Here is a 16295-nt window from a genome sequence, read left to right as displayed (position 1 = left end):
CCGTTACACCTTTTCCACGTTAACCAGGAACGCCTTGAACTCCGGCGTTTGCGTGTTGGCATCGCCGACAAACGGCGTCAGCGTGTTGGCGATAAAGCCTTTCTTCGCCACCCCTTCGTAACCCCAGTGAATCGGGATACCGATGGTGTCGACGTCCTGGCCGTTCACCTGCAATGTGCGGATACGCTTGGTCACCACCGCCTTGGCCTTGATATAGCCGCGGTTGGAGCTGACTTTCACCGTATCGCCGTGCTTGATGCCTTTTTTCTCCGCCAGCTTCTCGCCGATCTCCACAAACTGTTCCGGCTGCGCGATGGCATTGAGCTGCGCGTGCTTGGTCCAGTAGTGGAAGTGCTCGGTCAGACGATAGGTGGTGCCGACATACGGGAACTTGTCGGAAGTGCCCATCGCCGCCAGATCGTCCTTGAACACGCGCGCCGCCGGGTTGGAGACCACGTTCGGATGCAGCGGGTTGGTGCCGAGCGGCGTTTCGAACGGCTCGTAGTGCTCAGGGAACGGCCCTTCCGCCATTTTGTCGGTGGCGAACAGGCGGCCCATGCCTTCCGGCTGCATGATAAACGGCCCGACGTCGCTGCCCGGTGCGGCGGCGCTGTAGTCCGGGATATCCACCCCGCCCCACTTGGCGCCGTCCCACTCCAGCAACTGACGTTTCGGATCCCAGGGTTTCCCCTGCGGGTCGGCCGACGCGCGGTTATACAGAATGCGGCGGTTGAGCGGCCAGGCCCAGGCCCAACCCAGCGTGTTGCCGAGGCCGGACGGATCGGCGTTGTCGCGCCGCGCCATCTGGTTGCCGGCCGGCGTCCAGCTGCCGGCGAAGATCCAACAGCCGCTGGCGGTGGTGCCGTCGTCGCGCAGGTGAGCGAAGGTGCTGAGCTGTTCGCCCTTTTTCGCCAGCACTTTGCCGTCGGCGTCGAGAATGTCCGCCAGCGCCTTGCCGTTGCTTTCCATCGCCACTTCTTCCGAAGCCGGGTTTTCCGGCGTCAGGTAATCCCAGGTCATGTTCAGCACCTGTTCAGGCACCGCACCGCCGTCACGCGCGTACATCTCGCGCAGACGGATGAAAATGCCCGCCAGGATTTCCCCGTCGTTCATCGCCTCACCCGGGGCATCCGCGCCTTTCCAGTGCCACTGCAGCCAGCGGCCGGAGTTGACGATCGAGCCGTTTTCTTCGGCAAAGCAGCTGGACGGCAGGCGGAACACCTCGGTCTGAATCTTCGACGGATCGACGTCGTTGAACTCGCCGTGGTTCTGCCAGAAGTTGGACGTCTCGGTGTTGAGCGGATCTATGGTCACCAGGAACTTCAGTTTCGACAGCGAGGCCACGACCTTGTTTTTGTTCGGGAACGACGCGACCGGATTAAAGCCCTGGCAGAGATAGCCGTTGACCTTCCCTTGCGACATCATCTCGAAGTACTGCAGTACGTCGTAGCCTTTGTCCCACTTCGGCAACCAGTCAAAGCCCCAGCCGTTGTCCTTCTGCGCCTTGTCGCCGTAGAAACTCTTCATCATGCTGACGAAGAATTTCGGGTAGTTGCTCCAGTAGTTCACCTGGCCCGGCAGCAGCGCCTTCGGCGTGTTGGCCTTCAGGTAGGTGTCGATATCCGTCTGTTTCTCCGACGGCAGCGTCATATAGCCCGGCAGGCTTTGCGACAGCAGGCCCAGATCGGTCAGGCCCTGGATATTGGAGTGGCCGCGCAGCGCGTTGACGCCGCCGCCCGCCATGCCCATGTTGCCGAGCAGCAGCTGGATCATCGCCATGGTGCGGATGTTCTGCGCACCGACCGAGTGTTGGGTCCAGCCCAGGGCGTACAGGAACGACGCGGTTTTATCCGCCACGCAGGTTTCGGCGATGTATTCGCAGACCTTGATGAAATCCTCGGTCGGCGTGCCGCAGATATTGTTCACCACCTCCGGCGTATAGCGGCTGACGTGCTGTTTGAGCATGTTCCACACGCAACGCGGATCTTGCAGCGTGACGTCGCGCTTGGCGAAGCCGTTCTCGTCGAGCTGATAATTCCAGGTGGTTTTGTCGTATTTGCGGTTTTCCGCGTCGTAGCCGCTGAACAGGCCGTCTTCGAAGGTAAAGTCTTCCCGCACCAGCAGGCTGGCGTTGGTGTAGGCCTCGACGTATTCGCGGTTGATTTTGTTGTTGGTGATCAGGTACAGCAACACGCCCGACAGAAAAGCGATGTCGGTCCCGGAACGGATCGGCGTGTAGAAATCCGCCACCGATGCGGTACGGGTAAAGCGCGGATCGATGACGATCAGCTTGGCTTTATTGTGAATTTTGGCTTCCATCGCCCAGCGGAACCCCACCGGATGCGCTTCCGCCGCATTACCGCCCATGACGATAATCAGATTCGCGTTCTTGATATCAACCCAGTGGTTGGTCATCGCACCGCGACCAAATGTTGGAGCAAGACTTGCTACCGTTGGTCCGTGTCAGACACGCGCCTGGTTGTCTACGGCAAGCATGCCGAGAGCGCGACTAAATTTTTGGGTTAAATATCCGGTTTCGTTGCTGGACGCGGAGGCACACAGCATGCCGGTGCTCAGCCAGCGGTTGACGGTAACGCCCTGTTCGTTGGTTTTCACGAAGTTGGCGTCGCGGTCTTCCTTCATCAGTTTGGCGATGCGGGTAAAGGCATCGTCCCAGGTAATGCGCTGCCATTTATCTGAACCCGGCGCACGGTACTCCGGGAACTGGAGACGGCTTGCACTGTGGATGAAGTCGACCAGCCCCGCGCCTTTCGGGCAAAGCGCGCCGCGGTTTACCGGGTGATCCGGGTCCCCTTCAATGTGGAATATGCTTTCTTTGGCGTTTTTGGCGCCATCACCAAGGCTGTACATCAACAGCCCGCAGCCGACGGAACAATACGTACAGGTATTACGGGTTTCACGGGCGCGCAGCAGTTTGTACTGCCGGGTCTCCGCTAACGCCACGTCCGGGGCAAAGCCCAGTGCAGCTACCGTCGTTCCTGCCATACCGCCAGCGCAGATCTTAAAGAACTGCCTTCTGCTGACCTGCATGGGGATCTCCTTTCACTCTCGATTGTCACATTGTTTCAAATGGCGCTTTCCCCCTTGAAGCGGGAAGCGCTAAAATTGATCTTGTTTTTACGCGGCAATATTACCACAGCGTATATGGGGTTGTTACAAACAGGTGCCAGTTAAGTGAATACTATAAACCCAGAGCAGCACATAAATGAGACCCCGCTCACAGGGGTGACCCAGGCCCAGGTTTATCAGCGCGGGCAACTCGCCACCGCACAGCCGGACTGGCTGGCGGAAGAAGTGCCGGTCGCCCTGGTCTATAACGGCATCTCTCACGTAGTGATGATGTGCACGCCAAAAGATCTGGAGGCGTTCGCCCTCGGCTTTTCGCTGTCCGAAGGCATTATCGAGTCACCGCGCGATATTTACAGTATAGAGATTAACCAAACCTGCAACGGGCTGGAGGTGCAAATAGAGCTCTCCAGCCGCCGCTTTGCCGGGTTGAAGGAACGCCGCCGCGCCATGGCGGGCCGTACCGGCTGCGGCGTGTGCGGCATCGAACAGTTAGCGGACATCTTCCGCCCGCTGCCTGCGCTGCCGTTCACCCAACGCTTTTCTCTCGCCAACCTCGACCACGCGCTGAGGCAGCTCAAGCAGGTACAGAGCGTCGGGCAGCTCACCGGCTGCACCCACGCCGCCAGCTGGATTTCGCCGCAGGGTGAATTGCTGGGCGGCTGCGAAGACGTCGGCCGCCACGTCGCGCTCGACAAGTTGCTCGGCGTGCGCGCAAAGCAAGATTGGCAACAGGGCGCGATTCTGGTCTCCAGCCGCGCCAGCTATGAAATGGTGCAAAAATCCGCGATGTGCGGCGTCGAGATCCTGTTCGTGGTTTCCGCTGCCACCTCGTTGGCGGTGGAAATCGCCGAGCGCAGCAACCTGACGCTGGTCGGCTTCAGCAAACCCGGCCGCGCCACGGTGTTTACTCACCCGCAGCGCATTGTGGATTGATTTAATCCCTTACACTAAGTAGGGCATTGATAATCATTTTCAAGATCATTTAATTAACTATAATGATCCGACTGCTTACGCGGTGCTCGCACCTTGCGCCGCCCATACACCACTGGAGATGATGATTATGAGTTATTCACTGCCATCCCTGCCGTACGCCTACGACGCACTGGAACCGCATTTCGACAAGCAGACGATGGAAATCCATCACACCAAACACCACCAGACTTACGTCAACAACGCGAACACCGTGCTGGAAGCGTACCCTGAGCTGGCTTCGCTGAGCGTTGAAGCGCTGATCCAGGATCTGGATAAAGTGCCAGCCGACAAGCGCACTTTCATGCGTAACAACGCCGGCGGCCACGCTAACCACAGCCTGTTCTGGAAAGGCCTGAAAATCGGCACCACGCTGGGTGGCGATCTGAAAGCCGCTATCGAGCGCGATTTCGGCAGCGTCGAGAAATTCCAGGAAGAGTTCGAGAAAGCCGCAGCGACCCGCTTCGGTTCAGGTTGGGCCTGGCTGGTGCTGAAAGGCGACAAACTGGCCGTGGTGTCTACCGCTAACCAGGACAGCCCGCTGATGGGCGAAGCCGTTGCCGGCGCTTCAGGCTTCCCAATCCTGGGCCTGGACGTGTGGGAACACGCTTACTACCTGAAATATCAGAACAAACGCCCAGACTACATCAAGGCATTCTGGAACGTGGTTAACTGGGATGAAGCGGCAGCACGCTTCGCTGCGAAGAAGTAATTCGCCCCCAGCACTGATGATGCCCGCGTGAAGCGGGCATTTTTTTGCCCAAAATCCGCTAAAGTTTGACCGCCCTTTGCCGATGATTTGTTCAATCGACGTTCGCCCGCAAAGGAAAAATAATATGGCGGCATTGCAAACATTGGCAGGAAAGTTCGTTCATCTTACCGTGGGTAAAAAGCTCGGCCTCGGGTTTGGCCTGATGCTGCTGCTGACGGCGATCATCGCCGGCACCGGCGCACAGTACCTGCATATCATCGAATCCCGCGCCGACCGCATCGATTTCAGCAATCGGCTGAATGACGAAATCAATCAGGCCAAATATAACCGCGCGCTGTTCGGCCAGACCTACCGGCCCGAGTACCTGAAGAATAACCGCGCCAATATCGAAAACGCGGTGCGGTTGATCAACCAGGGCCAGGCGTTAGACTGGGATGCCCAAAGTCGGCAAGACTTGCAGCGCCTGGTGGTATTGATCGGCCAATACCAGCAACAGCAAAACGCCTTCGAAAAGGCGGTAGCGGCGAAAGACGCGGTACGCCAAAGCTGGAACATGTCGGAAGTGCAAGACAGCCTGAATCAGGTAGAGCGCCAACTGACCAATGGCGACCTGCAACTGGCTTTTGTTCAACTGAATCAGAAGTTGACCCTGGTGCGTTACGGCGCACGCGGCCTGTTGCTGAGCCTGAACCGCGAATCTGAAGCGCCGCTGGTAGCGGCAATTGATGACGCACGCAACGCGGCAAACGCCCTCAGCCGACGGCTCAGCGATGCCCAGCGCCCCCTGCTGCAACCGCTGTTGAGCGCGCTCGACGACTACAAAAACCGAATCGAAGCTTACCTGCCGGCCTATGAACAGGAACAGCAGATCAGCCAGCGGCTGGGGGACAGCGCCCAGGAGGTCGGTACGCTGGTCAACGCCTTTATGCAGGACGAACTGGCGCAAACCCATAACGATATTAATGCGGCGCAGCTGCAGATGGGCATCACCACGCTGGTTGCCATTATCGCCGGGTTGCTGATTGCCTGGCGCATCACGCTGCAGATCACCCGGCCGCTGCGCAGCACTCTGGCGCTGGCGGAACGCATCGCCAACGGCGATCTACGCCAGGCGCAAACCAGCACCCGCCGCGACGAACTGGGCCAATTGCTGAATGCGGTGGCGGCGATGAGCCAAAACCTGCGCGATATGATCGAGAAAATCCAAATGGGGGTCAGCCAGGTATCCACCGCCGCGGCAGAGATTGCCGCAGGCAACACCGATTTGTCCTCTCGTACCGAACAACAGGCGGCGGCGGTAGAAGAGACCGCCGCCAGCATGGAACAGCTGACCGCCACGGTAAAACAGAACGCCGAAAACGCCCACCACGCCAACCAACTGGCTACCGACGCTTCGCAAACCGCCCAACAGGGCGGCAAGCTGGTAGAGAGCGTCGTCAGCACCATGCGTGATATTTCCAGCAGTTCGCAGAGAATCGCCGAAATTACCACCTTGATTAATGGCATTGCTTTCCAGACCAATATTCTGGCGCTCAATGCCGCCGTAGAAGCGGCGCGCGCCGGCGAACAGGGGCGCGGCTTTTCGGTGGTGGCCAGCGAAGTACGCAATCTGGCGCAACGCAGTGCCCAGGCGGCCAAAGAGATCGAAGGGCTGATCGCCGAATCGGTCAGCCGGGTGCAAACCGGCACCACCTTGGTGGAGAACACCGGCAGCACCATGGAGCAAATTGTCCTGTCGGTGACCCACGTGCGCGATATCATGGCCGAGATCGCTGCCGCCTCCGACGAGCAAACGCGCGGCATCGCCCAGATCGGCCAGGCGATTGTCGAAATGGACCATACCACCCAGCAGAACGCCGCCCTGGTGGAGGAATCCGCCGCCGCCGCCGACTCGCTGGAAGAGCAGGCTGACATGCTGCTGCAAAGCGTCTCGGTATTCCGCCTGGCGGAGCAGAAAACCCCCGCCGCAGTGCCGACAACCGCTGCGTCAAAGGTTCCGGCGGTTAAAGCGGTTGCCGCAACAGCGCAAGACAACTGGACCAGTTTCTGATGCTTCCTCCCGCCCGGTTATTTTCGGGCGGGATATTCTGTTCCCGCCGATCAACTCAGGCTATGCTGAACCTCTGACGCAAAGAACGGAGGCGTATATGCATCACCCAGAGGTTTACATCGGCAGCATCCAGCCTTATGAAGGCGGGCGGCCCAGCGGCATCGCCAAACGCCTGGTGGACGGCGCCATCAAGCTGACCCCGCTCGGCCTGGAAGGCGACGAGCAAGCGGAAAAAAGCTATCACGGCGGGCCGGACCGCGCGCTGTGCCACTATCCGCGCGAACATTACGCTCACTGGCGCGAACAGTTTCCTGCGCAAACGGAACAGTTCAGCGCGCCGGCCTTCGGCGAGAATATTTCCACTCTGGGGCTGACCGAGCACAATGTGTTTATGGGCGATATCTTCCGCTGGGGAGAAGCCTTGATTCAGGTCACCCAACCGCGATCTCCCTGCTTCAAGCTCAATTACCACTTCGCGATCGACGACATCTCGGTGCTGATGCAACAGAGCGGCCGCTGCGGCTGGCTGTACCGGGTGGTGTCCGTCGGCACCGTCAGCGGCGATCGTCCGCTGGAGCTGGTGACGCGCAACAGCGACGTCTCGGTGGCCGAAGCCATCGGCATTGCCTGGCATATGCCGTTCGATGAAGAGCAGTATCGCCGACTGCTGGCGGTCGCCGGGCTATCCGCAAGCTGGAGCAAAACCATGCTGACGCGCATCACTACCGGCCGTATCGAAAACCTTAACCGCCGTCTGTTGGGGCGTTGAAACAGACCCCAGGCATACTGTTGTGCAAACTCTTCAGGCAGGAGCAGAAGCTATGACCACTCCCTCTCATTCGATCCACCACACCGCAGCCGTTGGCTATCAGGCCAATGCCGACCGCTACGTGAAAGGGCGACCGGATTATCCGCCGGAGATCGCCACCTGGCTGCGTGAGGTTATCGGCCTGCATGCCGGAATGACGGTTGTCGACCTCGGCGCCGGTACCGGCAAGTTCACCCCACGCCTGCTCGAAACCGGTGCGCAGGCGATCGCCGTCGAACCGATAGCGCAGATGCTGGAGAAACTCTCGGCCGCACTGCCGCAGGTGAAAACGCTGGCGGCCACCGCCGAGTCGATCCCGTTGCCGGACGAATCGGTCGACGCCGTGGTCTGCGCGCAGTCCTTCCACTGGTTCGCCACGCCGCAGGCGCTGGCTGAAATTCAGCGCATCCTCAAGCCCGGCGGCAAACTGGGTCTGGTATGGAACATGCGCGATGCGCGAGTGAGTTGGGTACGCAAGCTGAATCAGATTGTGGATCGACACGAAGGCGACGCGCCGCGTTTCTACACTGGCGAATGGCGCAAACTGTTTCCGCTCAAAGGGTTCGAAGCGTTGCAGGAGCAGGTGTTTATGTTCGGCCACCAGGGCGCAGCAGAAGATGTGATTTACAACCGGGTGCGCTCAACCAGCTTTATCGCCGCCTTGCCGCCGCAACGGCAGGAAGAGGTGATCGATCAGATTCGCCAGTTGGTGGCGGAGGAAGGGGAATTGCAGGGCAAGGAAACAGTGACCGTGCCCTATCAAACCAAGGCGTATTTCACGACCAAGCGATGAAATACCGGGCGTCGCAGGGCGGCGCCCGGGTGAATCAGAAGGCTTTTTTGGCATAGCCGGTGACCACTTTCAGGCCCATCTCACGGCCCAGCGCGGTCATCGGGTGCACCACGATCAGGCCGCGCGCACTTTTCTTCAACGAGCCCATATCCGCCTGCTCTTTCTTGGTGATTTCGCGGCTGAAGGGCAATTGGCTCAGCTTCTGCGCTTCCGCGCTCAGCTTCTCGACGCGTACGCCTTTCAGACGTTCGATTTCCGTCGCCAGCTTCTCTTTTTCTTTGGTGTGCTGGGCAATCAGCTCGACGTTGCCCTGTTGGATCACCGCCGTGTCTTTGTGGTTCAGTGCGTCCAGCAGGTCGCTAAGGCGCTTAATCTCTGCCTTTTCTTTCTCTTTCATGGTTTATGGCCTGTTTGTGCCTGTGCGGCACGCTAATCAACGATGCCCACATTGTAGCAAAATGCGCGCACAGTTACTCGCCTTGCTCGATTCCCGGCGGCAACCCACTCATCTCGCAGGCTTTCGCCCCCACGCGCGCCAACGCCTGGGTATAACGTGCATTAAACGGATAACAGCAAGAGAGCCGCAACCCGTTGCGGTAGCGACCGCTGGGGGAATATAAGGTGCCCGGCGTCAGGCAGATTTGTTCCTCCAGCAGCTGATGGAACAGCGCCACGCTGTCGACCCCACCCGGCAACTCAACCCAGAACACAAAACCGCCCGCCGGTTGCGTCGCCCGCGTGCCGCGCGGGAAATGGCGGGCAATCAAGGCCCGTGCCGCCTCCACCTGAGCGGCATAGCGTTTACGCAGGTTACGCAAATGGTGATCGTAGCCGCCGGTTTCCAGGAACATCGCCAGCGTTTCCGACAACAGCTGTGATTCCGCCATCGATGACACCGCCTTCAGCTTGCGCAGCGCTTCGTTAAAGCGCCCGCCGCTGACCCAACCGATGCGGAAATCCGGCGCCAGCGTCTTGGTAAAGCTGGAGCAAAACAGCACCCAGCCGTCGCGATCGAAAGATTTCACCGCCGGCGACAGCGCGCCGCCGAACTGAATCTCGGCGTACAGCCCATCTTCAATCAGCGGTACCCGATGATCGTTCATCAGCCGCGCCAGCCGTTTCTTGGCCGCCAGCGGCATGGTGCAACCCAGCGGATTCTGCACCGTCGGCATGGCGATCACCGCATCCAGCCGCTTCTCATTCAACAACAATTCCAACGCGTCCAGCGACAGGCCATGCTGCGGATCGGTCGGGATTTCCAGCGCCTTCAGCCCCAGGCTGGCCAGCAGCGGTAGCAGATAAAAATAGGTCGGCGACTCCAGCCCGATACAGTCGCCCGGCTTGGTGGTCACGCGCAGCGCCAGCTGCAGCGCCTCCATGCAGCCGTGGGTCAGGGTGATATCGCCAGGCTCCAGCAGCATGCCCAGCGTCATCGAGCGGCGAGCGATCTGCTGGCGCAGCCGCAAACTCCCGGGCGGTAATGCGTACTTGCCGATCAGATCGGGCTGGCGACGCAGCTGCGACGACAGCATCCGCCCCAGCTTGCCGCCGGGATAAAAATCGGAGGTTTGCGGGCAGGCCAACGACAGGTTGGTGAACGCCGGGTTCTGCTGGGCGGCAAACACCCTGTCGATCAGCGCCAGCACGTCATCCGCCGGCGGTTCTATCCGGCTACTGGGCTGCGAGGCGGTTTTCAGAGCCGGCAGCGTGCTGCGCACATAAAAACCGGACTGCGGCCGTGCTTCGATCAGCCCACGGTCTTCCAACGCACGGTAGGCCGCCACCACGGTATTGATGCTGACGCTGTGGGTCTGCGCGCAGCGGCGCACCGAAGGCAAACGGCTGCCGGGCAGCAGCGTGCCGCGGCGAATGGCCTGCGCCAGGGTATCCGCCAGTTGCTGATAACGCGTTTCCGGCATTTCATCGAGCAGGGTCACAGTTTCTCTCCAGGTAATGGGTACAGTTTACGTCTTATAAAACTGTACCCATAACAATAGCGTGTTTCTGGTTCTGTCACCATCCGTCCGCAGGTTTTATGCTGGTTCCCTTGCTACTCTGTCGTTTAAGGAACCCGTTATGCTGGACTCCGCCTTTATCAGTTATGTCACGGTGATGTCGATCACCCCCGGGCCCAACAACCTGCTGCTGGCCTCTTCCGGGGTCAACTTCGGCCTGCGTCGCACCCTGCCGATGGTGTTCGGCATCAGCCTCGGTTGCGGGGTACAGCTGGCCCTGACCACCAGCCTGCTGGCGCTGGTGCTCAGTTGGGCCGGGGCGATACGTTTCCCGCTGGCGGTGATTGGCTGCGCCTATTTACTGTGGTTGTCATGGAAGCTGTTCCAGGCGACCTCGCCGGATGCCAAACAGCAGGCGCAGCCGATGCGCTTGCTCAACGGCGCGCTGTTCCAGGCGGTTAATCCCAAAGCCTGGTTGATGGCCATTAACATCGCGATCCTGTTCACCCCGCGCGAAGGGACCAGCCTTAGCCACACGCTAATGCTCGTTGCCGGTTTTACCGCATTGAATATCCCTTGCGTGCTGGTGTGGGCGGCGCTGGGCGATCGCCTACGCGATGCGCTGCGCGTCACCTGGAAGCTGCGGCTGTTTAACGCGACGATGGCGGGTTTGATGGCGGTAACGGCGCTGTGGCTGTTATTCGATGAGTGGCGCGCGGCCTTTGCTTAACCGCGGCCGAGAGGAGAAAGCCGGGACGGCTGTTTGGCGCCGATACCGGCGATCAGATCGGTAATCGACAGCACCATGGTGGAGCGCACCACCTGCTGGTAACGCTGACGCTGCATGGCGATCAGCGATTCTTCCGCTTCGCCGGGCTGCAGAAAAGTCGGCACCGGCGGCAGCGCGGCCACGCAGTGCAGTTCGCCGAACGGGCCGAGGATTTCATCGTCGACAAAACGGTATTCCGATCCGTCGTGATTGAGCTCTTCGCGCATCGCCATCAGCAGTTCGGCGTCTTCGTATTCGTGACGCGAGATCACGCCCAGCCCGTACATCAGCTTAAGGCGCACCGACAGCTCACCCAAGGGGCCGGCACCGGACAATAGCGGTTCAACGGCATACTTCACCGCATAGTCGTCCTTGCGGAACACCTGCACCACCAGCACGTTGAGCGCTTCCGCCAGCAGCTCTACCGCTGCGATCAGAAAACTGCGCACCGTCTTGCCTGCGTTCAGCTTTTCCAGAACCTGGTTTTCAAATGCCTGTGCTTCTTCCATCGTCGCTTTTCGAATGGCGTGGGAGGGGTGTGCTGTATCGGCCACTAATTTAATACCATAGGCGTTATTGTCGCAGCCAGTTTGCGGGCAGACAGCGCGCAGAACCCGGAGCGTACACGTAGTACGTGAGGAGTTCGAGCACTGCCCAACCGTAAAATGGCAAGTAAAATAGCCTATTGGCGCTGCATGGCGTTATACACAGCAATGGCCTGTTCTACAACCTCACTTTCAACCGGCAGACCGGAAATTTGCGCCAGAGCCGCTTTTGGCCCCAATTTGGCCAGCAACGCCACCAGCTCTTGCGCCTGCGGATCCTGCTCGCTGCGGTAGCTCATGGCGGCGGCAATGCCCTGGATCAGGTTGGCGTGCGGCAGGCCATATTCCAGCGTGCCCAGCAGCGGTTTGATCAAACGGTCACCGGCACTCAGTTTGCGCAGCGGCTGGCGGCCCACGCGCTCTACATCATCGTGCAGGTACGGGTTTTCAAAGCGGCTGAGGATTTTGTCGATATAGGCGGCGTGCTTGTCGGCGTCAAAGCCGTAGCGTTTGATCAGCACCGCACCGCTCTCTTCCATCGCGCCTTTCACCACCCGGCGGATAGCAGGATCGAGGATCGCATCACGGATGGTCAGCAGACCGGCCTGTTGACCAAGGTAAGCGGTGATGGCGTGGCCGGTATTGAGCGTAAACAGCTTGCGTTCGACAAACGCCATCAGATTATCGGTCAATTCCATGCCGGCGATCGCCGGTGGTTGGCCCTTGAACTGGGTCTGATCGACAATCCACTCGCTGAAGGTTTCTACCGTCACTTCCAGCGGATCGCTGCTGCCCGCTTCCGCCGGCGGCACGATGCGGTCCACCGCCGAATCGACAAAGCCGACGTGCTGTTCGACCCACGCCTGCTCGTCTTGCGGCAACGCGTCGAACACGTGCTGTTTTAACTGGCTAGTGCCGCGCACCATGTTCTCGCAGGCAATGATGTTCAGCGGCCGGCTGTTGCCCTGCTGATGGCGTTTGATCAGCCCTTTGGCGATTGTACCGGCAATTTTAGCCAGGATCTGCGGGCCGACGGCGGTGGTCACGATGTCCGCTTCGGCGATCAGCGCCACGGCCTCTTCGCTGCCGCTGTTAACCGCACTGACGTCATTCACGCTCTCAACCCGCGCCTGCTCGCCCACGACGTGAACCTGATAGCTTTTGCGGCTGTTCAGCAGGTCCAGTACGCTTTGGTTAACGTCGGCAAAGGTCAGTTCGGCGTGCGCGTCCGCCAGCAGCTTGCCGATAAAGCCACGCCCAATATTCCCTGCACCGAAATGTAATGCTTTCATATTCCTACCTTTCCAATGTCGAAGGGTGCAGCAAGCTGCACCCCTTAAAATGATTCTGTTATCCGGCTTTTTTGCCACCCAGCAGATCCAACACTTCCTGCACACTGGTGGTATTCGCCAACCGCTCGATGACGCCTTCGTCATCCAACGCGTTGGTCAGGCTGGTGATCACCTGGATATGTTCGTTGTTGCGGGCGGCGATACCGATAACCAGTCGCGCCACTTCATCCTCTTCATCCCCGAAGCGCACGCCCTGCGGATACTGGCAGAACACCACGCCGGTGCGCAGCACCCGATCTTTGGCTTCGATGGTGCCATGCGGTACCGCGATCGACTCGCCCAGGTAGGTGGAGGTGAGTTTTTCACGCTCCAGCATCGCCGGGACGTATTCCGGCTCTACGTAGCCGCCTTTAACCAGCTGTTCGCCGGCGAAGCGGATCGCCTGCTCTTTGTCGCTGGCCTGCAGGTTAAGGAACACGTTGCTTTCGCTCAGTTTGAACAGGTTTTGCTCGGTCGCTTCAAAACTGTCGTCAAGCGTGCTGATGACTTTTTGCTGGTTATCGGTGGTTTTGTTGGCCGCCACCAGACGTTCGGTCAGATCGCTGTACAACTTGCTGTCGAGGAAGTTGGTCAGCGAGATGTGCTGGGCCTGCGGCGCATGGCGCATCGCCCGCTCGGTCAGATCGCGGTGGGTGATCACCAAATCCACATCGTCCGGCAGGCTATTGATGGCGCTGTTGGTCACTGAGATGTTTTTCAGCCCGGCATCCGCCACTTTTTTGCGCAGTACGCCGGCGCCCATGGCGCTGGACCCCATGCCCGCATCGCAGGCGACGATGATTTTACGTACGGTAGTCAGGTCGCCGTCCACCGCCGCCTGAGCCACGGCACCGCCTTTAGCCTGAGATTTCATCTCCTGCATGCGGCGGGTCGCTTCTTCCAGATCGTCCTCTTCCTTCACTTTCGACGTTTTCAGCAAGAAGGCGGAGACCGCGAATGACACGACAAAGGCTGCACCGATCGCCGCCAGGTTAGCAAAGTAAGCGCCCTTCGGCGTCATCGCCAACACCGCCAGGATCGAGCCAGGGGAAGCTGGAGATACCAGGCCCCCATTCAGCAGGGTCAGGGTGAACACGCCGGTCATACCGCCCAGGATCACCGCCAGAATCAAGCGCGGGTTCATCAGCACGTACGGGAAGTAAATTTCGTGGATCCCCCCGAAGAAGTGGATGATTGCCGCACCACCGGCGGACTGCTTGGCGCTGCCTCGGCCAAAGAACATGTATGCCATCAGCACCCCCATGCCCGGGCCTGGGTTAGCTTCAATCAGGAAGAAGATGGATTTACCGGTTTCGGTCGCCTGCTGAATGCCCAGCGGCGAGAAGATACCGTGGTTGATGGCGTTGTTCAGGAACAGGATTTTTGCCGGTTCAACGAAGATGGATGCCAGCGGCAACAGGTTGTTGCTCACCATGATATTTACACCGGCGGCGAGGATATGCGACAACCCTTCGACCAAGGGGCCAATGGCCATAAATGCCAAAATCGCCAGCAGCATACCGATAATGCCGGCGGAGAAGTTGTTCACCAACATCTCGAAGCCGCTTTTGATCTTACCGTCGACCCAGCGGTCAAAATGCTTGATCGCCCAGCCCCCTAGCGGACCGGCGATCATCGCGCCGAGGAACATCGGCATGTCTGCACCGACGATCACCCCCATGGCGGTGATGGCACCGACAACCCCACCGCGTTCGCCCCCTACCAGTCGCCCACCGGTATAACCGATCAGCAGCGGCAACAGATAGGTGATCATTGGGCCAACCAGTTTGGCTAAGGTTTCATTTGGCAGCCAGCCGGTAGGAATGAATAACGCGGTGATGATACCCCAGGCGATAAAGGCGCCAATGTTGGGCATCACCATGTTGCTCAGGAAGCGGCCAAAGTTTTGAACTTTGACTTTGATGTCTGGTGAAAACATAAAACACACCCCTATTGTTACGCGCTGACAATAGAGCGCGTGATTATTGTTGTTACGATCCAGCCGTGTTGGTGCTGTCTGCGAGTGGACTCTATCACGCTGTTTTTACTACGCGAACTTCACGGATTTTTCGTGATCAACATCACACCAAACACCCCATACACCGGGCACTTATAGTGATATACATCACAATTATTCGGTGTAAAAAAAACACAACGCGAAAAAAATCGGCGTAAATTCGCAAAAACAGTGATTTGAATCACACTTTCATGATGCGTGTTTGTTTTTAAATTGTGATAAATATCACAATTTATTTTATCGGTGACTGCCGAATCCTGGTTTGGGGAAGACCTTCCCTGTGAACATTCATCCCGCAGGCAAATAGCGACGTGATGAATGTAAGAAAACTACATGACGAAATACGGTGATTCATTGAAGTGTAGTACAGAAGCGCTGGGGAAGAAGTGAGCAAGCTATTGGAAAGCTGGGGGGATAAATAACAGAAGCCGGCAAGCCGGCCTCTTAAAAACAATTACTGGGTCACGCTCGCGACGGTTTTCTGTGCATTCAGTAAATCCTGCTGCTTGGCCACCAGATTCGACATCATGGTGTTGTACTGCGTTGCCTGCTGCGAAGTACGGAACTGCACGCCGTTATTGTTGAAGCTCACCTGATTGCCCTGGGTCCGCAGGAAATCCCCAACTTGCACCAGATCCTGAACGAAACTGGCGGTGGTAGGGATAACCGGCATCAGCGCATTGGCCGGCCCGGTGACAATCTTGTCATACACCTGATTATAAACGGCTTTCAGATCGTCAGGTTGCTTCAGTGCCGCCCGCGAGGTGTCCGCCTGTGACTTGGCCGACTGAATCTGCTGGCCCAGCAGGTTCAGCGCCCCAACGGATTGCTGCAGCGAATCGCGCTTGCTCATGTAATCCTGGGCGGTGCGGATCTGATTAATCTGATCCAACGCCGGCGTCAGGCTGGCATCCAGCGATTTGGACAACTGCTGTGAAAAACCGACCAGGATGGCGTAATCACCGGCATAGTTGCCGAATTTCTGCTTCTGATCTTCGCTCAGCGTCGGGATTTTCGCGCCGCTGCGCATAACCGTATTCTGTAAGTAATCAACAAACGCCTTGCGTTGTTCCGGCTCTTTATCGCCGCAGGCGGTCAATTGCATGACCACCAACAATGCCAATACCGGGGCCAACCAACGCGCGAAAACTCTGCTCTGGATCCCTACCGCCATGTGACATAACTCCTGTTATAAACCTGCTTTCTCATCGGACTCCGTCCCTTTTGTTGCACTCCTTGCGCCTATAAGAATAGAT

The 16295-nt window shown here is 58.6% G+C and carries 13 protein-coding genes; 6 read left to right on the top strand and 7 right to left on the bottom strand.

Annotated features, from left to right (window positions below):
* Positions 1-3: 3 nt before the first annotated feature.
* Complete coding sequence (gene fdnG, locus V2S86_RS21675; RefSeq protein ID WP_330764075.1) at positions 4-3051, bottom strand: formate dehydrogenase-N subunit alpha; 3048 nt, start codon at positions 3049-3051, stop codon at positions 4-6.
* A 144-nt stretch (positions 3052-3195) separates the two neighbouring features.
* Between fdnG and fdhD the strand changes: the two genes are divergently transcribed.
* The 5 genes from fdhD (at position 3196) to V2S86_RS21650 (ending at position 8422) form a co-directional block, all read left to right on the top strand.
* A complete protein-coding gene (gene fdhD, locus V2S86_RS21670; protein ID WP_330764074.1) occupies positions 3196-4023 on the top strand; it encodes a formate dehydrogenase accessory sulfurtransferase FdhD in 828 nt (275 codons plus the stop codon).
* 127 nt (positions 4024-4150) lie between these two features.
* Positions 4151-4771, top strand: a complete 621-nt coding sequence (sodA, locus tag V2S86_RS21665) for a superoxide dismutase [Mn] (protein WP_004950661.1) — start codon at positions 4151-4153, stop codon at positions 4769-4771.
* A 124-nt stretch (positions 4772-4895) separates the two neighbouring features.
* Positions 4896-6821: a methyl-accepting chemotaxis protein gene (locus V2S86_RS21660; RefSeq protein WP_330764073.1), complete on the top strand. Its 1926-nt coding sequence runs from the start codon at positions 4896-4898 to the stop codon at positions 6819-6821.
* Positions 6822-6918: 97 nt separating this feature from the next.
* Positions 6919-7590, top strand: a complete 672-nt coding sequence (gene yiiM, locus V2S86_RS21655; protein ID WP_330764072.1) for a 6-hydroxyaminopurine reductase — start codon at positions 6919-6921, stop codon at positions 7588-7590.
* A gap of 52 nt (positions 7591-7642) precedes the next feature.
* Positions 7643-8422 (top strand): class I SAM-dependent methyltransferase, encoded by a 780-nt coding sequence (locus tag V2S86_RS21650; RefSeq protein ID WP_330764071.1) that lies wholly within the window; start codon positions 7643-7645, stop codon positions 8420-8422.
* 34 nt (positions 8423-8456) lie between these two features.
* Here V2S86_RS21650 and V2S86_RS21645 read toward each other — a convergent pair whose 3' ends face one another.
* A complete protein-coding gene (locus V2S86_RS21645; RefSeq protein WP_064799599.1) occupies positions 8457-8819 on the bottom strand; it encodes a YibL family ribosome-associated protein in 363 nt (120 codons plus the stop codon).
* Between the two features lie 73 nt (positions 8820-8892).
* Positions 8893-10359, bottom strand: a complete 1467-nt coding sequence (locus V2S86_RS21640; protein ID WP_330764070.1) for an aminotransferase-like domain-containing protein — start codon at positions 10357-10359, stop codon at positions 8893-8895.
* 139 nt (positions 10360-10498) lie between these two features.
* Between V2S86_RS21640 and V2S86_RS21635 the strand changes: the two genes are divergently transcribed.
* Positions 10499-11107, top strand: coding sequence for a LysE family translocator (locus V2S86_RS21635; protein WP_330764069.1), 609 nt, complete (start codon positions 10499-10501; stop codon positions 11105-11107).
* On the opposite strand, the gene V2S86_RS21630 is transcribed toward V2S86_RS21635, so the two are convergent.
* From V2S86_RS21630 to V2S86_RS21615, 4 genes are all read right to left on the bottom strand, one after another.
* Positions 11104-11655, bottom strand: a complete 552-nt coding sequence (locus V2S86_RS21630) for an MltR family transcriptional regulator (protein ID WP_330764068.1) — start codon at positions 11653-11655, stop codon at positions 11104-11106. The genes V2S86_RS21635 and V2S86_RS21630 overlap by 4 nt on opposite strands.
* A 173-nt stretch (positions 11656-11828) precedes the next feature.
* Complete coding sequence (locus V2S86_RS21625; protein ID WP_330764067.1) at positions 11829-12983, bottom strand: mannitol-1-phosphate 5-dehydrogenase; 1155 nt, start codon at positions 12981-12983, stop codon at positions 11829-11831.
* Positions 12984-13041: 58 nt separating this feature from the next.
* A complete protein-coding gene (locus V2S86_RS21620) occupies positions 13042-14961 on the bottom strand; it encodes a PTS mannitol transporter subunit IICBA (RefSeq protein WP_330764065.1) in 1920 nt (639 codons plus the stop codon).
* 532 nt (positions 14962-15493) lie between these two features.
* Positions 15494-16213: a DUF3053 domain-containing protein gene (locus V2S86_RS21615; protein ID WP_004950637.1), complete on the bottom strand. Its 720-nt coding sequence runs from the start codon at positions 16211-16213 to the stop codon at positions 15494-15496.
* Positions 16214-16295: the final 82 nt, after the last annotated feature.

It is taken from the genome of Serratia sp. C2(1), assembly GCF_036352655.1.
GTDB classification, from domain to species: Bacteria; Pseudomonadota; Gammaproteobacteria; order Enterobacterales; family Enterobacteriaceae; genus Serratia; species Serratia inhibens.
Note: the sequence above shows the minus strand (reverse complement) of the source record. Positions and strands in the feature narration are given on the sequence as shown.